General features: G+C 49.7%; 17 protein-coding genes. 11 read left to right on the top strand and 6 right to left on the bottom strand.

Features of this window, described 5'->3' with window-relative positions; translation table 11 throughout:
• Entirely contained in the window at nt 1–2,889 is a 2,889-nt protein-coding gene (locus ACXAGC_RS16480; protein ID WP_474845544.1) for a response regulator, read from the bottom strand.
• A gap of 225 nt (nt 2,890–3,114) precedes the next feature.
• On the opposite strand from ACXAGC_RS16480, the gene ACXAGC_RS16475 reads away from it, so the two are divergent.
• Together ACXAGC_RS16475 and ACXAGC_RS16470 are read left to right on the top strand one after the other, a co-directional pair.
• The gene (locus ACXAGC_RS16475) at nt 3,115–3,603 is read left to right on the top strand and encodes a GAF domain-containing protein (protein ID WP_303574561.1); all 489 of its coding nucleotides are present in this window, start codon (nt 3,115–3,117) and stop codon (nt 3,601–3,603) included.
• A gap of 33 nt (nt 3,604–3,636) precedes the next feature.
• On the top strand, nt 3,637–4,869 hold the full coding sequence (locus tag ACXAGC_RS16470; RefSeq protein ID WP_474845542.1) for an MFS transporter: 1,233 nt from the start codon (nt 3,637–3,639) through the stop codon (nt 4,867–4,869).
• 4 nt (nt 4,870–4,873) lie between these two features.
• On the opposite strand, the gene ACXAGC_RS16465 is transcribed toward ACXAGC_RS16470, so the two are convergent.
• Nucleotides 4,874–5,002, bottom strand: coding sequence for a hypothetical protein (locus ACXAGC_RS16465; protein ID WP_474845540.1), 129 nt, complete (start codon nt 5,000–5,002; stop codon nt 4,874–4,876).
• Between the two features lie 115 nt (nt 5,003–5,117).
• On the opposite strand from ACXAGC_RS16465, the gene ACXAGC_RS16460 reads away from it, so the two are divergent.
• From ACXAGC_RS16460 to ACXAGC_RS16450, 3 genes are all read left to right on the top strand, one after another.
• Nucleotides 5,118–5,561, top strand: a complete 444-nt coding sequence (locus ACXAGC_RS16460; RefSeq protein ID WP_474845538.1) for a hypothetical protein — start codon at nt 5,118–5,120, stop codon at nt 5,559–5,561.
• A gap of 63 nt (nt 5,562–5,624) precedes the next feature.
• Nucleotides 5,625–7,421 (top strand): copper resistance system multicopper oxidase, encoded by a 1,797-nt coding sequence (locus ACXAGC_RS16455; RefSeq protein WP_474845536.1) that lies wholly within the window; start codon nt 5,625–5,627, stop codon nt 7,419–7,421.
• Complete coding sequence (locus ACXAGC_RS16450; RefSeq protein WP_474845534.1) at nt 7,414–8,166, top strand: copper resistance protein B; 753 nt, start codon at nt 7,414–7,416, stop codon at nt 8,164–8,166. The genes ACXAGC_RS16455 and ACXAGC_RS16450 overlap by 8 nt, the downstream gene beginning before the upstream one ends.
• A gap of 77 nt (nt 8,167–8,243) precedes the next feature.
• Here ACXAGC_RS16450 and ACXAGC_RS16445 read toward each other — a convergent pair whose 3' ends face one another.
• Nucleotides 8,244–9,548, bottom strand: coding sequence for a porin (locus ACXAGC_RS16445; protein WP_474845532.1), 1,305 nt, complete (start codon nt 9,546–9,548; stop codon nt 8,244–8,246).
• Nucleotides 9,549–9,758: 210 nt separating this feature from the next.
• On the opposite strand from ACXAGC_RS16445, the gene ACXAGC_RS16440 reads away from it, so the two are divergent.
• The 3 genes from ACXAGC_RS16440 to ACXAGC_RS16430 all read left to right on the top strand — a co-directional run bounded on the left by ACXAGC_RS16440 (nt 9,759) and on the right by ACXAGC_RS16430 (nt 15,092).
• Nucleotides 9,759–12,467 (top strand): M14 family zinc carboxypeptidase, encoded by a 2,709-nt coding sequence (locus ACXAGC_RS16440; protein ID WP_474845530.1) that lies wholly within the window; start codon nt 9,759–9,761, stop codon nt 12,465–12,467.
• A 106-nt stretch (nt 12,468–12,573) separates the two neighbouring features.
• A complete protein-coding gene (locus ACXAGC_RS16435; RefSeq protein WP_474845528.1) occupies nt 12,574–13,950 on the top strand; it encodes an alkaline phosphatase PhoX in 1,377 nt (458 codons plus the stop codon).
• A gap of 149 nt (nt 13,951–14,099) precedes the next feature.
• On the top strand, nt 14,100–15,092 hold the full coding sequence (locus ACXAGC_RS16430; RefSeq protein WP_474845526.1) for a patatin-like phospholipase family protein: 993 nt from the start codon (nt 14,100–14,102) through the stop codon (nt 15,090–15,092).
• Nucleotides 15,093–15,243: 151 nt separating this feature from the next.
• On the opposite strand, the gene ACXAGC_RS16425 is transcribed toward ACXAGC_RS16430, so the two are convergent.
• The 3 genes from ACXAGC_RS16425 to ACXAGC_RS16415 are packed head-to-tail and all read right to left on the bottom strand — an operon-like array spanning nt 15,244 to nt 18,065.
• Nucleotides 15,244–16,263, bottom strand: a complete 1,020-nt coding sequence (locus ACXAGC_RS16425; protein ID WP_474845524.1) for an amidohydrolase family protein — start codon at nt 16,261–16,263, stop codon at nt 15,244–15,246.
• Between the two features lie 15 nt (nt 16,264–16,278).
• Nucleotides 16,279–17,376 (bottom strand): 4-oxalomesaconate tautomerase, encoded by a 1,098-nt coding sequence (locus ACXAGC_RS16420; RefSeq protein ID WP_474845522.1) that lies wholly within the window; start codon nt 17,374–17,376, stop codon nt 16,279–16,281.
• Entirely contained in the window at nt 17,373–18,065 is a 693-nt protein-coding gene (locus tag ACXAGC_RS16415; RefSeq protein WP_474845520.1) for a 4-carboxy-4-hydroxy-2-oxoadipate aldolase/oxaloacetate decarboxylase, read from the bottom strand. The genes ACXAGC_RS16420 and ACXAGC_RS16415 overlap by 4 nt, the downstream gene beginning before the upstream one ends.
• Before the next feature lie 132 nt (nt 18,066–18,197).
• Here ACXAGC_RS16415 and ACXAGC_RS16410 point away from each other — a divergent pair, with 132 nt between their 5' ends.
• The 3 genes from ACXAGC_RS16410 to ACXAGC_RS16400 all read left to right on the top strand — a co-directional run bounded on the left by ACXAGC_RS16410 (nt 18,198) and on the right by ACXAGC_RS16400 (nt 22,146).
• Nucleotides 18,198–19,385 carry a LysR family transcriptional regulator gene (locus ACXAGC_RS16410; protein ID WP_474845518.1) on the top strand — a complete coding sequence of 396 codons (1,188 nt, stop codon included), beginning with the start codon at nt 18,198–18,200 and terminating at the stop codon, nt 19,383–19,385.
• A 65-nt stretch (nt 19,386–19,450) separates the two neighbouring features.
• Nucleotides 19,451–20,878, top strand: a complete 1,428-nt coding sequence (locus ACXAGC_RS16405; protein ID WP_474845516.1) for a GGDEF domain-containing protein — start codon at nt 19,451–19,453, stop codon at nt 20,876–20,878.
• An 83-nt stretch (nt 20,879–20,961) separates the two neighbouring features.
• A complete protein-coding gene (locus tag ACXAGC_RS16400) occupies nt 20,962–22,146 on the top strand; it encodes an AGE family epimerase/isomerase (RefSeq protein ID WP_474845514.1) in 1,185 nt (394 codons plus the stop codon).
• Nucleotides 22,147–22,384 lie beyond the last annotated feature (238 nt).

Below are 22,384 nucleotides of genomic sequence, written 5' to 3'. Positions count from 1 at the left end.
TTACCCCTTGCCGTCGTCACGGGGTGACGTCAGGGTAGATTTTGATGCATTCAACCATTTGGTCAGTGCCGCATACATTTCTTCCTGCCGGAATGGCTTACTTAAATGATCATCCATGCCACATTCCAGTGCTTTACGTTTGTCTTCCACCATGGCCGCAGCGGTCAGAGCAATAACCGGCACATTGATGCCAGACTCACGGATTTGCCGGGTCGCTTCATAGCCATCCATCACCGGCATCTGAATATCCATTAAAATAATATCAAAATGATGGCGGCGTGTTGCAGCCACAGCCAGCGCCCCGTTATCTGCCATGGTGACATCCAGTCCAAGGTGACGTAACTGTTCACCCACCACTTCCTGGTTAATCTCGTTATCTTCTACCAGTAATACGTGACCGCTAAAAGCCCCTTCAAGGTTGTCTCTTACCCGTGCCCGCTCAGCTTTAAACTCATCAATTTCCCGTGGCTGAGGTAACTTAAACGGCAGTTTTACTATAAAAGTCGTGCCCTCGCCCTGACGGCTTGTTACTGAGATATTCCCGTCCATGGCGGTTGCCAGACGATGGCTGATGGTCATTCCCAGCCCTGTACCACCAAATTTGCGGCTGGTTGAAGAGTCCGCCTGCGTGAAGGCATCAAAGACTACCTTCTGCTGACTTTCCGACATGCCAATCCCGGTGTCTGTCACTGAAATTACCAGCAAGCATTCATGATCGTCGATATCTTCATACCGGCACACCAGGGTAACACTTCCCTCACTGGTGAATTTAATGGCATTGCTGAGTAAGTTCACCAGTATCTGCCGCAGCCGCAACGAATCACCGGTAAGCCAGGGGCGAAGTTTGCCGTCAAAACGGAATTGCAGTTCAATACCTTTTGCTTTTGCCTGTTCAAGAAACAAATCCCGCAACTGGCTGATAATGTCCTTAATAGAAAAAATTTGTTCTTCAAGTTCCAGCTTCTGTGCTTCGATTTTGGAAAAATCCAGAATGTCATTGATGATCCCCAGCAACAGCTCGCCGGAATGATTAATTTTTTCGAACTTGTCACGGAAGTTGGCCGGCGGCTCCTGGTTCAGCCCCAACCGGCTTAATCCCAGAATGGCGTTCAGCGGCGTACGGATTTCATGGCTCATATTGGCCAGAAATTCGCTTTTCGCACGGTTTGAACGTTCTGCGTCTTTAACCGCTTCAGCCTGAGCATACTCTGACTCAACCAGTCTGCTGTTAGCCTGAGTCAAATCACGGGTACGTCGTTTGACCTGATATTCAATTTCATCAGTATGTCCGGCCACAATAATAATGAACCAGCCCAGCAGCCCGGCGAACAACACAGAACCTGCCAACAGTAAATGCACGCCCCAGGGCTGATAAAGGAAACTGCTGTCGCTCACCTGCAGCAGCACCCAACTGTGTCCTCCGACAGTAATTGTTCTGACCTCATTTAGCGGAAAACGCTCAGCCAGGAAGCCCGCATTGTCTTGTGCCTGCTTATCCCACCCTGTAGTCAGAAACTCTACATCTTCGCCGGAGAGGTTTTGCCGGAACAAGATGGAATGGCCGGGCGGTGCCGCAGGGTCAAAGACCAGTACGCCCAGGGTAGGTAAAAGAGAATCACCAAAAGCATTCTCAATCATTTCCTGAGCTTTCAAAACTGCAGTGGCATAACCGGAATGATTTGATCCTGTAGTTTTTCCGCCAGGCATGAACATAAGTACGCCGGGTTCAGAGCGGTCTCCCTGAACAAGGTTAATGGGCGAAGTCGGGAATAAACGATGGCTGGACCACGCGTTATCCAGCGCTTTCCGGCGGGATATTTGTGAATAAACATCCAGCCCCAGTGCTTTTATGTTGCCCGTCATAGGCTCAATAAACGACACGATTACGTGGGTATCACGGTTATCTACCGCCACCATATCTTCTTTGGCATCCAGACCTTTCACTTCAAAATGAATAGTGGGATCGAAGGCCTCGTAACTCGCCTGCATAGCAGTTTCAAACGCCTTCAGTTCCCGCCCCTCCAGTCTTTCATTCCACGATAACCCGTGAATTGAAGGATTCCGCTTCAGCAGATCCAGCGTGAAGACACGGTATTCTGAAGGGGTGACATCTTCCTGAATTCTGACAAACCCCGCCAGCGCCTGAAGGATATCTGAGACTTTGGACAGTTCACCGCTGAGTGCACGCTCAAGAACGTTCACATTAACAGTAAACTCAACTTTGTGTTTTTCCATTTCCGTTTTGGTCACCAGCCAACCCAGCAGCGCCGTGCAGGAAGTAATAGTGATCAGGGAATAGAAAACAAAGCGGACCTTGGATACATGAGAAGATAGGGTTTTCGGTGTAAATACCAGTAGCCAGGGGATAATAAACACGATGCCGATAGCATCGCCCATATACCAGCTTACCCAGTTTTTAAACCAGTCCTGGTCAGATATAACCCCCTGAGCCCAGAGAAAAATATTACTCAATGTGGCGCCGGTTAAGGGGCTGATAATTGCTCCGAGCAATAAAAATTTCGCCACAACCGCAGGACGCACAAAATTAACCGGCGCGGGAATGACACTGACAATCAGTACCCGCCCGACCAGCGCCTGTGTTGCCGCGAACGCCCCCATCATGCCGGAAACAAACAATGACGGCTCTCCGCCGGCATAGTTTAAAGATATAATGAAATTAAGAACTGCAGCACCGGCGAATACACCAAATAATGCAAACGGGCCGAGCAAAAGTACGGCCAGCAGACCGAGGCCGGCAGCGGGCCATACTACCGTAGCAAAACCGGGCGGAATGGCAGCCCATATACTGAGCAGTCCAAACAATATATAGCCTGTTGAGACCAGAAAAGTGGCCAGCAGTTTTTGCATGTGCGACTGAACTTTAAACATCTATTCCTTTACCTGACCTTCCACCTCAGAAAATCCTGTTTTTTCCGCTTTCACAACATGTTACATACGTAAACCGTGTTCAGCGTAACGCATTAAAACATAGTCTCTATACTATAGTTCAAATTTAAAGAAAAAATATTCTTCACCGGACAGAGTTAATATAGAATCCCATACCTGTCGTAACAAACATTGGCAGGTCCCTTGCGGATCTGATGTGACCCCTGTATGGATTATCCCGTTCTGCCCCACGAAGACGCCCGCTTAAAAGCGTTGCATGACCTGAAAATTCTCGATACTGAGCCGGATGAACGGTTAGATGCGATTACTAAGGCCGCGCAAGCGTATTTTGACTGTAAAATATGCCTTATCAGTTTGATAGCAGAAGATCGCCAGTGGTTTAAATCCAGACAATGTCTGGATAAAACTGAGACCCCGCGTAATGTATCTTTCTGTACGTATGCCATTGCCGAAGAAGAATACCTGATAGTACCTGATGCCACACGGGACAACCGCTTTGCAGGGAGTCCGCTGGTTAAGGGTGAACCCTTTATCCGGGCTTATGCTGGCATGATCCTGAAATCCCCGGATGGTTACGAACTGGGTACATTGTGCGTTATCTATGACGCGCCCCGCACGTTTTCTGATCAGGATATCAATGTTTTGCGGGACCTTGGCAAGCAAATTGAAGAGATAATTTTCCAACATCTACGTTAAGTCATCGCTCCGTAAAAGGATGTTTAACCAGTAATGGATACTATGACACAACAATCAGGACGTTTTCCGCCCGGATTTTACGCATTTCTCACCGGCAGAGGGCTGTTCAGTGTCATAGACTCCATATTAGGCACTGCTGTTGGCTGGCATTTATATCAGGCCACAAAAGATCCCTTCGACCTGGCGCTGGTAGGATTATTTCAAATCGTCCCGGTGTATGTATTTTTTATTCTTACCGGCTGGGTTGCCGACCATATGTCCCGTAAGAAGGTACTGCAAACCGGGGCCGTTTGCTGGCTGGGTATCATTCTTTGTATCGCCTTTGAGATGCACGACGGTAACTTTAATAAGTGGGTTTTACTGTCGTTATTAATGGCACTCGGCACCGTCAAAGCGTTTATATCTCCGTCCATGCAGGCCATTGTGCCCAACCTGGTGCCCCCCGACCGGCTTGGCGCAGCCATCGCGATTACCAGCACCGTCTGGAATCTGGCATTAACCGCCGGCCCCTTCGTCGCCGGGCTGCTAATAGCGTTAATGGACTTTAAAGTGTACTGGACAGTATGCGTAATTTGCTTTGTGATCAGCATCTGTTTCTTGTTTCTGCCCCCGATTGGTCCTGCTAATACCGGAGGACAACGTAGTAAAAAAGCCTTATGGGAAGGCGTACATTTCATGCAGCGAAATCCCATCGTACTGGGTAGTTTGTCGCTGGATTTACTCATCGTGCTGGGCGGTTCCGTCGTAGCATTGTTACCCGTTTATGCCGCGGACATTCTGCACACAGGTCCGCAAGGACTGGGCATGCTGAGGGCCATGCCTGCTATCGGCGCGGTATTCATCGGCATTTATCTGTCGAAATTTAAAACCGACTTCCGCCACGCCGGTTATACACTATTCTCTGCCCTGTTTGTCTTTGCCTGCTCTGTACTGGTATTTTCGCAAACGACCAGTATCTGGATAGCCTGCGCATGCTTATTTATTTACGGCGCATCAGATATGTTCAGCGTGGTTATCCGCGGCTCCGTTATTCAACATAATACACCGGATGCACTGCGGGGGCGTGTAGGCGCGCTGAATGCCATCTTCATTGCGTCTTCAAATCAACTGGGAGATTTCAGGGCGGGCACGGTAGCTGCTGCAGCAGGGCCCGCCGGCGCTGCTCTGATTGGTGCGATTACGGCTTTTGGTGTGGTTGGATGGGGAATCTGGCAATTCCCCTCACTGAGAAAACTGACTTCAACGGATATGAAAGAAAAAGCCTGAGGCTTTAAGGATTAATCACCAGATTGTTTTCCACAATAAGCAGCATCATCAGACCCGCTGCAAAACAATACAGTACCGGATCAGACACACAATCTTTCAGATAGTTTTTCATTTTATCAATACGGTGGTTCATAGAGGACTTCCCGTTTCTTGGTTATCAACCCCTTAAATTTACCATAAATTAACAATTTTTAAACATTAAACTTTAGCATGAAGCTGCCCGCCGTATAATCCGGTAACAGAGTCGTATGATTGCGTGTCTGTTCTTGCATAGCACCCGGCGCCCGTTATATGCTGAGAAGGTAAAAGAACAGGAACAATCTATTCCCCTGATGAAAGTCTTCACCGCATTTTTAATGATTTGTCTGCTTGGTGTGTTCACTATGAACGCGCAGGGCAATGTGCACGATGCTGCGCGACACCATGCTATGCAAACTGTACAAATGAATATGACCGGCCACATGCAGGCACATTCAGAGCCTGATGTCATGATGTCTGGTATGACTCAGGAAGTTTGCTGTAAACAGGAGTGTCATTGTGATGTCTCCATGTGCCACGGTAGCCTGTTCGTGCTGTCTCACTTTACGCACTTTACCGCAGCAGTTGTGGTAAATGATACCACTAGCACCATATCAGAACCGCTGACTGCTCATGGTGGTCCGCCCTTCAAGCCCCCTATCCGGTTAAGTTAATTACAGTTAAACACCGCCTGCATTGCATGCAGGCGGACATTACTTTTTTAACCGGAAATAGCTATGAACAACCAGGATTCGTCACGTCGTCGTTTTCTTTGCGGCGCGGTGACCTCAATGTCAGCGATGGCATTATATCAGGCCGCCCCCCGTTGGGCTGTTGCTCAGGGGAACACTGAATTTCAGACCCGTAATGATGAAGTTAATCTGAAGATCAGCCAGCAAACATTTTCTTTTGGCAACAAGAAAAATAACACCATTACCATCAACGGTCAGATGCCGGGGCCACTACTGCGTTTTCGCGAAGGTGAACGGGCAGTGATTAACGTCACTAATACTCTCAGCGAAGACACGTCAATCCACTGGCACGGCATCATTTTGCCCGCCAACATGGACGGTGTGCCGGGCTTATCCTTTGCCGGCATCAAGCCGGGCGAAACCTTCAGATACGAATTTGATTTGCAACAAAGCGGTACCTACTGGTACCACAGCCACTCGGGCTTACAGGAACAGATTGGACATCTTGGCCCGCTGGTTATTCATCCCGCAGACGGCGATATTGGTGCCGACCGGGAACATATGATCCTGCTGTCAGACTGGACCTTTGAAGATCCTCACGAAATATTCCGCAAGCTTAAAGTGTCTGAAGGTTATTACAACTACCAGAAGCGGACCATTTTCGACACGTTACAAGATGTGGAGGAACAGGGCCTGGCCGATACATGGCATGTTCGCAGTATGTGGAACAGCATGCGGATGGATCCCAGGGATATTGCTGATGTGTCAGCCAGCGCATATACCTACCTGATGAACGGCCGGGATGCAGTGATGAACTGGGAAGCTCTGTTTAATCCGGGAGAAAAAGTCAGGCTGCGGCTGGTGAACGGTTCCGCCATGACTTATTTCGACTTCCGAATTCCGGGGCTGGAAATGACGGTTGTCGCGGCAGACGGTCAGCCGGTAAAACCTGTCACCGTTGATGAAATCCGTATTGCCATCGCAGAAAGTTACGATGTCATTGTGCAGCCCAAAGAGAACAAAGCTTATACCCTCTTTGCCGAAAGTTATGATCGCAGCGGTTTTGTTCGCGGCACGCTCGCGCCACGGCCAGGAATGAGCGCCGCCGTCCCTCCCCGCCGGACGATTACAGAACGCGGTATGGATGCCATGAGCATGGATCATGGTGATATGGACCACAGTAGTATGAATCACGACGATACTGGCCATGGCAGCATGGGCCACAGTGGAATGAATCATGCTGCTATGAACCACGGTGGTCACGACATGCAGGGCAGCGGCAAACCTGCCGTCGATGATATTGCCATTCATCACGACGCGGACGGACACGGTCCGGGGGCAGCGATGATTGCAGCGAATCCCCATTCAAGACTGGACGAACCCGGTATTGGCCTGGGTAATGACGGTCGCCGGGTACTCGTTTATAAAGATCTCACCGGAGCACAAACCTGGGGGGATGAACGGGAACCGTCCCGCAACCTCGAACTTCACCTTACCGGAAACATGCAGCGCTACATGTGGTCATTTGACGGCAAAAAGTTCAGCGAGGTTGACGGACCGGTAGTGTTCCGCCACGGAGAACGGTTAAGGCTGGTGCTGGTAAACGATACTATGATGGACCACCCTATCCATTTACATGGTATGTGGATGGAACTGGAAAATGGTCAGTATCCCCGTCCACGAAAACATACCATCAGCTTAAAACCCTCAGAAAAAGTGTCATTACTTATCACCGCGGATGCGATGGGTGACTGGGCCTTCCACTGCCACCTGCTTTATCACATGGAAGCCGGCATGTTCAGGGTAGTCAGTGTTCAGCACGGAGGGCATCATAATGATTAAACACAATCTTTTAGCCGCTGCTGTGCTCAGCAGTATTACATTCTCAACCTGCGCAATGGCAGAGGATAAATCAGACTGGCCTTCACCGATGATGGAAATGGCAGCCTGGCAAGTCATGCTCGACAGGCTGGAATTATACCGTAATACAGATAAAGAAAATGTGTTTACCTGGGATGCCACCGCCTGGTACGGCGGCGATTATCACCGCGTAGTGTTAAGGACTGAGGGCGAAAATCAGCAAAACGATGGTCATCCCACCGACCTTGAAAGAACAGATATCAGCTACAGCTACATGATTTCATCCTTCTGGTCACTGCAGGCCGGGCTTGGTCTGAAAGGTGAAATGTCGTCCGGGGAGAACGCAGAGCACTATGCAGTATTCAGTCTGACAGGCCTGGCGCCTTACTACTTTGAAACTGACTCCAGTTTGCTTATTAATGAAGACGGCGACGTTCAGTGGCTTAACGAGTTTGAATATGACTTTTTGCTGACACAAACCAGTTACCTTCAACCCAGGTTAACGGTGAACACCAACCTGACAGATTCAGAGCGCTTTGGCAGAGAGGCCGGTGTTGAATCCGTGCGGTTCGGCTTGCGTTACCGTCAGGAAGTGGTGCGGGAGTTTGCGCCATACTTTGGTGTTTACTGGCAAAAGCAGTTAGGACAAACTGCGAACACTACCGCTGCAAACGGTGAAGACACGTCCGAATTCGGCTTTATTGCCGGCGCGCGGATCTGGTTCTGACAATAAAAAAGCACAGCGGCCGTTGCTGCTGTGCTTTTAGTATCTGAATATGTCACCGGGGCTGATGCCCCGGCCTGTTAAAATGCGGTATTAATCTGTACGCTCAGAATTTGCGCTTTCGCATGCTCTGTAGCGGTAAGATCGCTGACAATAGAGCCGATTGCACGTTGCTGAGATACCGCCGCTTCACGTCCTTTGATATACACGTAGGCCATATCCACACTGGTGTCATCAGTCAGCGCCCAGGTTGCTCCGGCACTTACCCAGTGACGATCTGTGTCAGGAATGCTCAGTGAGCGGTGTGCAAAACTCACAGCGCCTTCATCATAAGCATAACCGGCACGCAACGTCAGCTTCTCATCATACTGATAAGTAACACCTGCACTCCAGCGCCAGGTATCTTCAAAATCTTCTTCTTTTAGCAGCAAATCATAGCCACTGTCCAGATTCGCTTCCAGCTTGTCAAAGGTGCTCCAGTCTGTGTAATTCACGCTGGCCTGTACAGACCATTGCTCATCAATTTCTTGATCGATGGCCAGCTCAGTGACTGCAGCGAAATTCAAATCCAGACTACCGCCCTGATTATACAGCTCAGCAACTTCAGGGATCAGCACACCCAGATCTGACTTAATTTCACCGGCCAGTTCCAGCTGTGTTTCAGCACGGTAACTTAACGCCACGTTAGTGCCGTCAGCCGGTTGCCAGAATACACCGGCGTTCCAGCCGTAGCCGATATCATCACCGGCCATTTCGACAATAGTCAGATTCCCCAGCGCCGGATTGCCCATCACCTGGCCGAAGACCTGAGGAATAGAGGTACTGATTTTCGCATCGGCATAGGTAAAATTCAGGCCAAGTCCCAGACTCAACGTGTCCGTTGCTTTCCAGGCGACAGCCGGATTTACAGTAAAAGAGATGATCTCAGCTTCATCTGCATAATGCAGCGCATTGTAATCATCGCTGTAATCTGTCGACAGGCCGTAGCTGGTAAACAAACCAATGCCCCAGGAGAACTTATCGTTAACCGGCGCAGCGTAAAAAATGGAAGGAATGACGGCTGATTCAGCAATGTCTTCAGCACTGGCATCGCTGGTAATGGTTGCGCCGCCTACTGAGGTGGTCATATCACCACGGATATCTACTTCGGGGTCAAGGTAGCTGACCTGGGCGCTGAATTGTGCTTTATCAAACGCGGTGATAGCAGCCGGGTTAGTTGCCAGCACAGAAGCGTTTTCCGGCTTTGCAGCCTGACCCGCCATAGCGCGACCCAGTCCGTTCGCACTGTGTTCATTGACCTGAAAACCTGCAGAGAAAGCAGAAGAAGAGAACAGTCCGGCTACAGAAAGCGCAAGCGCTGTACGGACGAATAAAGGATGCTTCATAAAAACTCTATGATTATTGAAAAAGGGCCGCATCCTACTGGTACGACCGGTTAGCTTCAAGTAAAACAAATGTAAATGCTTATTTTTAAGACGAATTACAGTAAAACGATTCGATAAAGGCCTGAAAACCATTGATAAGGGAAATGTTGCGGGGTGCTTTTAATTGCTATGATTCACTTTGCATAATAAAAATATCTGACCGGGAAAATCATGACACTCAGACACTTATTCACCATTTCTGCACTCACAGCCTCTTTATGTTTCAGTGCAGGAAAAGTTATTGCAAGCACGCCCCAGCAAACAGAAAGTTTTGAAATGTGGCCTGGCGCACAGTACAGCCCGTCCATCCCCACGGTAAAATCGGTGCTCGGGTATAACACCGGCGAACGCATCACGACCCACAGTGATATGCTGACCTATTTCAAAGCACTGGCAGAAGCTGCTCCGGAGCGGGTCCATCTGGTTAAATACGCAGAAAGCTGGGAGGGCCGTGCGCTTATTTATGTCGCTATCGGTTCGCCTGAGCATATTAAAGACCTGGAGCAGTTCGCAGCAAATATGAACCGCCTGGCCGACCCGCGAAAAACTTCCCGTGATGAAGCTAATAAGCTTATCGCTTCCCTGCCCTCATCGGTATGGCTTCAGCACGGTGTTCACGGCAACGAAATCAGCAGTACCGATGCCGCAATGATGACGGCTTATCACTTGCTGGCAGCACAGAATGACCCGTTAACGGCGAAGGTGCTAAAAAACACACTGGTCTTTATTGACCCGCTGCAGAACCCCGATGGCCGCACCAGATTTACGCACAACTACTATTCCTCCACCGGCTTACAGGACAGCGATGATCGCCTGAGCGTCGATCAGAATGAACCATGGCCCAGGGGCAGAAGTAACCACTATCTGTTCGACATGAACCGCGACTGGCTCGCCATTACCCAGCCTGAAACGCTGGGCCGGGTGAATGCCCTGAACCACTTCAAGCCAACGGTAGTCATCGACTTACACGAAATGGGCAGTGACTCCACTTACTTTTTCGTGCCGGCAGCGAGCCCGGTCAACCCGCATATGCAGCAGGCACAGCTCGACAATAACGATTTAATAGGCAGAAACAACGGTAAACATTTTGACCGCATGGGTTTTGACTATTTTACCCGCGAAGTCTATGACGCATTTTATCCGGGCTATGGAGACAGCTGGCCTACTTTTTACGGAGCATCTGCTGCCACCTATGAAGTGGCTTCTACCCGTGGTATGACATTCAGAAATAAAGACGGCAAAGTGAATCACTATCGCGATCCTGTGCAAAAGCACTTTGTTGCCTCCCTTTCTACCCTCGAAGCAGCAGCGGATAACCGTGAAAAAATCCTCACTGATTTTTACCAGTATCAGGTTAATGCTATTGAAGCCGGTAAAAAAGATGACGAGCGTACCTTTATTATTCCGGCTACCACCGACCGTGCCGGCAGCCACCGTCTTGCTACATTAATGGCGACCCACGGTGTCGAAGTAAAACAGGCAGGCGAATCATTTAAAGCATGCGGCACCCGGTATAACAAAGGTGCCTATATCATTGATACTGCCCAGCCCCGTGGCCGTTTTGTGAAAACTACGTTTACCCGCCAGGTCGATATGGCGGAATCATTCATCAAAGAGCAGGAACGGCGCCGGGCCCGCAAGCTGGACGATGAAATTTATGATGTGACAGCCTGGTCTCTGCCACTGTTATTCAACGTTAAAACCGACAGTTGTGATGATGGTTTATCTGTAAAAGGCAGCTACGTGACACCTGATATGCCCCTGAAAGGCAATGTGGATAAACCGGACGCAAGTGTTGCCTGGCTGGTGCCCTGGGGTGATGCCGCAGCAGGCCGTTTTCTGACTGCTGCGCTGCAACAGGGGCTCCATTTAAAAAGTGCTGATGAAGCCTTCACTCTCGACGACAAGCGCCGGTTTCCGGCGGGTACATTAATTATTGAAGTGAAAGCCAATGGCGAAGGCACCGGTGAAAAGATTGCTGCTCTGGCAGCACAAACCGGCGCGCTGGTAACTGGTACTGACAGCAGTTGGGTAACTGACGGTCCCAGCTTTGGCAGCCGCAGTACGCCGGTGATGTCTGCACCCAATATTGCTATGGCCTGGGATTCTCCCACCAGCTCACTGAGCGCCGGCAGCACCCGCTTTGTTATTGAGCGGCAGTTTAACTATCCGGTCACCGCAATCCGGACAGATATGCTGGCAAGTAGAAACCTGAACCACTATCAGGTGATCATTTTGCCCGCAGGCTGGTACGACGGAGCCTTAGGCCAGCGCGGCGCTGAAAACCTCAAGACCTGGGTAAAACAGGGAGGTGTGTTAATTACCTTTGCACAGGCAACCGCTTTTGCAGCCTCACCGGATAACGGCCTGCTGGATGCAGATCTGGAATACAGCTTTAATGATGAAACGGTGGTAGCAGATGAACAGGCAGACCACCGTGGTCATGTGGCCGGTTCACATATTACTGATAAATCGCAACTTATACGCCGCATTGAAAACAACCAGCGTTCACCGGATTACGTCGCCGGAATCCTTGCGAAGGTTGAAGTGGACCAGGAGCACTGGCTTACCGCAGGGGTCAATCCTGAAGTGGTTTCGCTGGTAACAGGCAATACTATTTTTGCGCCCATGAAACTGGATGCCGGTAAAAATGTTGCCTGGTATAAAGGTGCTGATGAGCTGCTCGCATCCGGATATTTATGGGACGAGAACCGCGAACAGCTGGCTTATAAGCCATTTCTGATGGTGCAACCGTCCGGCGAAGGCATGGTGATAGGCTTTACCCAGGACCCTTCAAGCCGCGCATATATGGATGGTCTGAACGTCATGCTATTGAATGCTATATTCCGTGGCGCAGCGCATGCATCACCACGACGCTGATCTGACGGTTAATCCTGTTACGGTTTCATCTTAACGTAACAGACTGGCATGAAGAATTAAGGTATTGTTATATTGTAACAATACCTTTTTTTATGAGAACACAACAATGATAACAAGACGACAATTCACCTTTGGTCTCGCGGCCCTTTCCGCTGGTAGCAGCGCATTCGGCGGGCTCGCGAATGCAGCAACTCAGCATGCCGCAGGCGGACTGCGTGCAGCGACCGGGTTTGGCCCGCTGAAACCGGATCCCGCTTCCCTGCTGGATTTACCGGAAGGCTTTACTTATAAAGTCATTTCAGCGCTGGGCCAGGCCATGTCTGACGGCCTGAATGTGCCGGATAAAGCTGACGGAATGGGCTGTTTCAAACTGGATGAACAACGTGTGGCTCTGGTGAGAAACCATGAGCTTACGCCAAAAGACCGGGCCTTACAGCCTGCATCGGTTGCCTCGCACAAAACTGCAGACGCCTACGACACCGCCCCCGACGGGAACGCACTGCCTGGTGGCACGACTACCATGGTGTATAACTTAATTACCGGTGAAACAGAGAGCCAGCATGTGAGTTTATGCGGCACAATCCGGAACTGTTCCGGTGGCATTACTCCCTGGGGCAGCTGGCTCACTTGCGAAGAGAGTATTGATAAGCCGTCGGCTTATAACAATAAAGACCACGGCTGGGTTTTTGAAGTCCCCTCAACAGCACAAACCCTTGTCTCACCTGAGCCGCTTAAAGCCATGGGTCGCTTTAACCATGAAGCTGCAGCAGTGGATCCCCGCACCGGTATTGTTTACATGACGGAAGACCGGGGAGACAGCCTGTTCTACCGCTTTATTCCCGATGTGCCCGGCGATCTTATCAAAGGTGGCAGACTTCAGGCGCTGGCAATAAAAGCCAGTCCGGGTTACGACAGCCGCAACTGGGTTAACCCGGCGATGCCGCTTCAACAGTGGCTCGACGCCAGCTGGATAGATTTGACAGACCCGGAGAGTCCGGAAGATGATCTCCGCAAACGGGGATATGCAGACGGTGCAGCCCTGTTCGCCCGTGGTGAGGGGATCCACTGGGGAGACGGTGAACTCTATTTCTGCTGCACCAATGGCGGCAAAAAGCAACTGGGACAAATTATGCGCTATCAGCCTTCTACGTCTGAAGGCACAGAACACGAAGCAGCTAAGCCGGGCCGGCTGCAATTGTTCCTGGAAAGTACAGACAAATCTCTGTTCAACTTTGGCGACAATCTCACTGTTGCACCTTTTGGTGATCTAATTGTTTGTGAAGATCAGTACACAGACGTTGTCGACAACCACCTGCGGGGTATAACCCCGGATGGCAGTGTGTATCCTTTTGCCCGCTTAAATGATCAAACCGAACTTGCCGGCGCATGCTTCTCACCGGACGGCAGTACCCTGTTTGTTAATTTGTATTCACCGGCCAGAACCGTCGCAATTACCGGTCCCTGGTCAGCCAGAAGCTCATAATACCTGTTTACCGGACAGCCGGATAAGGCTGTCCGTTTCCCCCTCCCACCTGAAATGTTTATTTTTTATTCAATTTTGCACTAAACCCCGGGCAGAACCGTATGCTATCCTGAAAATGCTGCATAGCAGCATAACTTAAGGAACAGGCGATGAAACCACTGAAAATTAATCTCGCTTTACAGGGTGGCGGGGCCCACGGTGCTTTCACCTGGGGGGTGTTAATCAGGCTGTTGGAAGAGGAATGGCTGGAGTTTGACGGCATCAGCGGCACCAGTGCCGGCGCAATGAACGCAGTAATGCTGGCTGAAGGCTGGCGTAAAGACGGTCGCCGGGGTGCAGCGGCGCAACTGGATGCATTCTGGGAAGCCATCGCTGACAAAGGTGTACAGATGCCCATGCCGAAAATATTGGAGCAATCATTGAACAAATGGTGGATGAGCATGTTTCAACACTTTTCCCCATACGATATCAATACCATGGACATCAACCCGCTGCGGGATGTGCTCGATGAAATTACTGATTTCAAAGCACTGCAGCACCACTCCCCTTTTCGCTTGTTCATTGCCGCAACTGAAGTGACGACGGGAAAACTGGAACTCTTTAATGAACAGGAGCTGACCGTCAGTCACGTTCTGGCTTCCGCCTGTTTGCCCAACGTTTACAAAGCGGTAACGATAAATAATAAACACTACTGGGACGGTGGCTACGCGGCCAATCCGGCTATCTTTCCGTTGATCCACAGTTGTGACGCTCAGGATGTTTTGATTGTACTGCTGCAACCGTTACAACGGGGAGCACTGCCCGTCCGTTCGGAAGAAATCAGTGACCGCATCAGTGAACTCACATTTCACTGTGCTTTTTTACGGGAGATGCGCTCAATGCTGGACATTAAAACCTCGTCTCAACGGTGGGGCTGGGTTTCCGGCGATTTTGAGAAACGCATACGGGCAACCCGCACACACATCATAGAAAACAGTGAATTAATGTCTGCCCTTGACCAGATGAGTAAGTACGACAATTCACGGGCGTTCCTTCTGGAACTGAAGGAGGAAGGCATAAAAACCGCTGAGAAATGGCTGGAAACCAGCACCGGAGATTTGGGAAAAAGAGACAGTTGCGATTTACCCGGACTTTTTGGCTAAACCTTATTGATAAACATTCTCATTTGCATTAAGATAAGTTCACCTTTTGAGAATTGAGCCTGTTAATTTTCAACCTGGTACTACTCCTCCAGCCAAAAGGCAGGACCCTTAGACCGCCGGAGCTCATCCCGGCGGTATTTTTTTGCCTGAATTACAGTCCCATGGATTTCAGTTTTGCATCCAGACGGGGATAAACACGACGGGCGTTCCCTGAGTAAACCTGAGTTCGTTGTTCCTCAGTTAAATCCAGCGCATCGACATAACGTTTCGTATCATCAAAGTAGTAACCGGTTTCCGGGTCAATGCCGCGCACAGCACCAATCATTTCTGAACCAAAAAGAATGTTGTCCAGATCGATAACATCAAACAGTAAATCGATACCCGGCTGGTGATACACACATGTATCAAAATACACATTTTTCATCACGTGCTCACGTAACGGGGGCTGCTCAAGCATATCGGCAAGACCACGGTAGCGTCCCCAGTGATAAGGCACTGCGCCGCCACCATGAGGAATGATAAAGCGCAGATTCGGAAACTCTTTAAACAGATTTCCCTGCAGGAACTGCATGAATGCCGTGGTGTCTGCGTTCATATAGTGAGCGCCGGTAGCGTGGAAGTTTGCGTTACAGGAGCCGGACACGTGAATCATTGCCGGTACATCCAGTTCTACCATTTTTTCATAGAAGGGATACCAGCTTTCATCTGTCAGCGGCTTTGATGTCCAGTGTCCGCCTGAAGGATCCGGGTTCAGGTTACACCCGACAAAACCCAGTTCGTTCACACAACGCTCCAGTTCGTCCACTGAATTTTTAATCGGCACGCCGGGTGATTGCGGCAGCTGGCAAACACCGATAAATTGCTTCGGATATAAATCCACCACACGCTTAATTAAATCGTTACATGCGCTGGTCCACTGTTTAGAAACGGCCTCGTCCCCCAGGTGGTGCGCCATGGCTGACGCGCGGGGAGAAAAAATGGTCATATCTGAACCGCGTTCAATCAGCAAACGAAGCTGGTTTTTCTCAATACTTTCCTGAATTTGCTCATCACTGATATGAGGAACTTCAGGTAACGCTTTACCCGCCTTAAACGCCGCCAGTTGCGCATCACGGAATAATTGAAGTGGTTCCGGTGCCGTTGTGTAATGGCCGTGACAATCAATAATCATAATCAATCCTGTAACTTATTGTTTCCCGGGCGCAGAGAAAGCTGAGCCTGCGACCAGCACTTCTCCCCGCATGAGCAAACGGGCTGTGCGCAACAGCGCAGAACGGTTAATTTTTAAAGTCGACAGCGAACCGCTGCCTTCCACATCCATTGCCACAGTAAAACTGCCGGTTGGATGTTCTATTTCAAGACGGGAGTAGTCGCTACAACCTTTGAGGTAGCCGTAGGCGATGGAACCGTCCACCACGCAGGCTGTAGCAACACTCACCGAACCCAGGACACCTATGGCATCATGCACACGGTGTGGAATAAAGGTGCGGGTATTCAGCAAACCACCCCGGACAGGGGCCGATATAAGCGACATTTTAGGGACAGTTTTATCGCTTACATCACCAAGGTTCATTTGCCGGCCCGCTTGTAACCTGATGCTTTCAATGCGTTCTTTAACGCCGGTATTTTTTTCAATTTCCGCAGGAGACTCATCGCCTGTTAAGCCAAAGTCAGCGGCATTTAACAGCACAACAGGCATGCCGTTATCGATACAGGTCACTTCCACACCATCAATCACATCTTTGGCGTTGCCGGTGGGAAATAATGCACCGCAACTGGCTCCGGCAACATCGAGGAAATCAATCAGAACCGGCGCTGCCGTGCCCGGCACGCCGTCAATACGGGCATCACCTTCATATACCGGCGCACCGTCTTTAACTTCGACCTGTGCTACCGCAAGGCCACCGGTATTAACCATGTGAATACGCACACTGGTGGTACCTTCCTGTGCGTCAATTAAGCCTTGTTCAATCGCGAAAGGACCCACGCCTGCAAGAATATTTCCGCAATTCTGGCCATCACTAACCACGGCTTTATCCACCACAACCTGCAGGAAAAGATAATCCACGTCGGCATCGTCTCTGGTAGAAGGACTGACTACTGCAACCTTGCTGGTTAACGGATGGGCACCGCCCACACCGTCGATTTGTCTGTCATCCGGAGATCCCATTGCAGCCAGCAAAACCTGGTCCCGCAATACGGTATCTTCCGGTAATGAAGATGCCAGAAAATACAAGCCTTTAGACGTTCCGCCGCGCATCAGATGGCAGGGAATGGCCTTCACTTGCTGTACTCCTCGTAAGACACATAATTCAGGCCTTTTTCAGCCAGGCGCTCACGCATATTGTAAATATCCAGCCCCAGTTCACCGGCGGCCAGGCGATCCCGTTTGGATGCTTCGTTATCGAGACGCTTCTGTACTTTTTCATGCACTGCATCCGCTTCGTTACGCTGCACAACCACGACTCCATCGTCATCGGCAACAATAATGTCGCCCGGATGAATCAGTGCGCCGGCACAAACCACCGGCACGTTTACGCTGGCGATGGTTTCTTTCACTGTGCCCTGGGCAAAAATTGCTTTAGACCAGACGGGAAATTCCATTTCCTGCAGCGTTGCGGTATCACGCACACCGCCGTCAATGATTAACCCTTTCACGCCACGGGCTTTTAACGAGGTAGCCAGCAAATCGCCAAAAAAACCATCAATGCAGTGACTGGTGGGCGATACAACTAATACATCTCCGGGCTGACACTGCTCAACAGCAACGTGGATCATCCAGTTGTCACCCGGGGCAACCTGACAGGTTACAGCCGTACCGGAAATACTGGCCGGGCGGTAAATTGGACGCATGTAATCAGCCAGCAAACCTTTGCGACCCTGAGCTTCGTGGACGGTAGCCACTTCCGCGCCTTCATATGTTTTCAGCGTGTCCTCAGATGCACGTGGACAATTCGTAACGCATACTGCCATAACCTTTAACCCTTCTGACTTTTTGGTGTGGCTCAGTATGCGCCGGTAAATGTTAAAAAGCCGTTTAGAAACCTGTGCAGCATCATTACTTTTTTCTATAATGGCAAAAAATCGCTACTGGTTTGCCATGCCATGTTGAATATCCGGCACCTGCACTGTGCACTTGAAATTAAAAAGTACTGCAATCTGTCAGAAGCAGCCCGACAAGTGCACCTCACCCAATCTGCCCTTACTCAAAGCATTAAAAAACTGGAAAAGAGCATTGGCTGGACGCTGTTTACCCGTTCCTCCTCCGGTATGTTCGTAACCCCGGAGGGAGATGTTTTTCTTAACCGGTTTGGCCGTGCCTTCAGTTTGCTGGAAAGCTTTGCCACCACTTTACTCAGTGCCGACAAGCATGGCAGAACGTCGTTTCTGCGGGGGGTCACTGCAAGGCAACTTGATGCTCTGGTACATATTGTTGAATTGCAAAGTTACACGGCTGCATCAGTAAAAATGGGCTTGTCTCAACCCACGCTTCACAGAACTATCCGTGATCTGGAAACCTTGTGCCAGCAAACCCTGTTCAACCGCTCCCCCACCGGTGTTGAGGCCACCTGGCGTGCCAGACAGTTTTCCCGTATTGCCTCATTATATTTTTCAGAACTCAGCCAGGGGCTGGATGAAGTCGCAGAATTAAATGGTGAAAAGCTGGGTAGCGTGCGTATTGGCAGCTTACCGCTCGCACGGTCTGAGATTGTTCCCAAAGCTGTACTCGCTCTGCTTGAAGAAGCGCCGGGCGCCAACATAAGCATTGTCGACGGTCCTTATGAAGAGCAGTTGCATGCCTTGCTGCACGGACATATTGATATACTGGTAGGCGCCCTGCGCTTCCCCGCCCTGTCTGACGATATTGAACAGATCCCTTTGTTTGATGATTACCTGTCAATTGTGACCGGCAGTCACCATCCGCTGGCCGCCAAATGCTCCCTCACGACACAAGACTGGCAATCACTGAAGTGGATTGCGGCAAAAGAAGGTACACCTGCACGTAAGGCCTTTGGTGATGTGCTACAAGCCATTTGTCCCGATCACGCTTACGAAGTGATTGAATGCAGCTCACTGATGGCAATTCGCGGATTGCTAATCAACAGCGACCGCGCCGCCATCCTGCCTGCCCGCCAGGTTGAAATTGATGTTGCCGCTGGATTGCTGGCGGTCAACCCGACGCCCCTGAGCGATGCTCCGAGACAGATTGGCTATACATTAAGAAAAAACTGGCACCCCACCCGGTTGCAAAAAGAATTTTTGTGCCATCTGGAAGCAAAATCCGGACATTAGACTAAAGTATAAAAATATTTAATGTTAATCCTCAAAATCAGTCTGACTTTTTAAGGAAAACAACCATGTCACCGGTCACAAAAGAGAGAACCCGCTATCTTGTTCTTGTTGCAATAGATCTCAGCAAAAAGTTGTCGGTGCTCATTATGGCAATGAGCATTATGTCACTTGCCGGTTACTTCTATAATGTTGGTTTTTTGTATCGTCCCGCCGAGGATCAGGTAGCAACCCACCCCTACACCGCTATTCAGGCTTTTTTGATCGCTTTATGTATTGTTTTAAACAGGCCCGGAAGACGACAGCATATGAAATGGATACTGGCAGTGAGTTTATTGCTGTCACTTTCGTGGCTCGCAGACGAGATACTAGGGAGTAAGATCCTTTATACGATCATTCCTTTTACCGAGATTGCACTGTCAGAACACAATGCAGGAAAAATCAATCATGTTGGTATAAATACCTTTATCACCTTTCTGCTGATTTGGTTTGCCGTGGCTATGAAAGCATTTAACTATAATTTGAGTTCACAGTCTGCTGCGTTCGCAGCATTATCTTTTCCGTCACTTTCTCTTTTTGGTTATGCGTACGCAATTGCACCTTTCCACGGAGAAATGTCCTTATTAAGCACTGCGACTTTACTCCTGCTTAGTTGCGCCGCACTTTGGAGTACTGCAAACCACGGAGTAGTAAGGGCAATCTTGTCACCGTACATTGGTGGTCAAATAGCCCGCTTTCAATTCGCTACCGGTTGTATTTTTGCTTTCTTCCTTGGATATCTTGTCGTCAAATCAATTGCATCTATCCAATATTCCGGAGTAGTCGGTGCTTACGCTGTTGCTGTGTGCTGGTTGATAATAATCCTTGTCACTATTAGTGCTGCTTTGTTTGAACGAAGCGATAAAATTCGACGGAGGATAGAAAATCAATTAGCGAATTCAGCAAGAACTGACTCGTTGACAGGTCTGATGAACCGCAGAGCGTTTAACGAAGTTTTAAAATACGAAGCAGGCCGGACCAACCGCTACGGAACGAAGGCAGTTCTGATCCTCATGGATATCGACCATTTCAAAGGGGTAAATGACACCTACGGTCATCCTGCCGGTGACGAGGTTCTCAAAACAATTGCAGCAACGATTAGGGATAATATCAGAGATACAGACAGTGCCTGCCGTTTCGGCGGTGAAGAATTTGCCATATTGTTATCTGACACGAGTCCCGAAGCTGGGTTGACAGTAAGCCATGCTTTGCGAAAAGTGATTGAAGAAACAGACATTGTTCCGTCACCAGAACAGAGTATCAAAGTTACCGCTTCATTCGGGCTGACACAACTCGATGAAAACCGGATTGAAGAAGCTCTGATACGCGCTGATAAAGCACTCTATCAGTCAAAGGAAAGGGGTCGCAACAGGGTATCAGTTCATGTTCTGGCGACCTCCCGGCACAATGTTTACTGCAGACGCAGCAACCAGGTCGTCCGCCAGCTGGCTTTTTAGACTGCAAAAACACTGTCAAACCCATGTACTGACGATTACAATGCGTGTCCGTTGTCCATTCATCTGTAGTGCAAGGAAATTTCATGGAAACGATACATCGCGATTTTATCGACGCCTGGCAGCGTTTCGACCTCTGGCTGACGACATCATTGTTTCCGAAATGGGCTGCACAGGGTTTTGCTGAAAACGGCGCCGCACTGGAATGTTTTGATGGTGAAGGCAAGCCCGACAGGCAAGCCGACAAACGTATGCGGGTGCAATCCAGACAAATATTTTCAATGTGCTACGGCTATAAAAAAGGGTTCCTGCCTGAAGGTAAAGCCCTGGCGCAGGCAACGGAAAAGTTTATCAGCAATGCCTGTCCTGACGCCCTTCCCGGCTTTTACCCGATGACCCTTGATGCATCCGATAAAGTAAAAAATGCCGCTACCGATTTGTATGATGTGGCATTTTTTCTGCTGGCATACAGTTGGCAGAAAGACGCGCTGAATGATGATCATGCTCTGCTGAAAGCGAAAAACCTTGCACTGCACGTGGATACTGTTCTGAAAAGTGATCATGGTGGCTGGCTTGAAGGGACATATGCCCACACCACGCGGCGTCAAAATCCGCACATGCATTTGTTCGAGGCCTTTATTCACCTGTACCGGGTCAGTAACGACTCGTTCTGGCTTGAACGCTGCAATCAGGTGTATGCACTGTTTGAGCAGCATTTTTTCGATGCACAGCACGGTGTGTTGCTGGAGTTTTTCACCACAGACTGGCAGCCATGCCCCACCGGCGGCCGGAGTGTAGAACCCGGCCACATGATGGAGTGGGTATGGCTGCTGCATGAATTTCAGACTGTCAGTGGCACAGATACCACACGTTATCAGTCGGTATTATACCGCCATGCCAGAGACTACGGGTTGACGCACGGTAACCGCTGGTTGCACGATACTGTTACACCTGAAGGAACAGTCGTATCGTCCACCTTTAAGAGCTGGCCGATGACGGAGTGGATAAAAGCCGCACTGGTTCACAGCACTTTCCCTGACAATGCAAACCGTGAGCAGGACATTGCCAGTGCCACATTTGCCATCCACCAGTTGATTGACGGCTTCTCCCATCCGCAACTTGAAGCCCATTACACGTATGTTATAGACAGCAACGGACAACCCGTGGACCCGAAAATGGCTGCCAGTACCTTATATCACCTGTGTATGGCACATAACGAAGCCTCCCGTTTTGCCGCTGCATTTGCTGAAAGCCCAGCTGTTTCCGGATAACGTTTCAGGTTGACTTTCCTGCTCACGGCGTTTTGACACCGTGAGCCATTGAAACAAAATCTCACAATTTCCTTCTGACATTAATTTTTCAAAAACCCCTTACTGCTAATATGCATAGCAGGCAAGCAAGAAAGCGCTTACAAAAACACCCGCACGCCTGTTACAAAACACGTCAATTTTATAATGACATCGATGACATAAATACATTATAGTGTTACTAAATTTACTTTTTGTTAAC

It is taken from the genome of Alteromonas sp. AWJ4_197, assembly GCF_056160285.1.
This window is presented reverse-complemented; position numbering and strand designations above follow the sequence as displayed.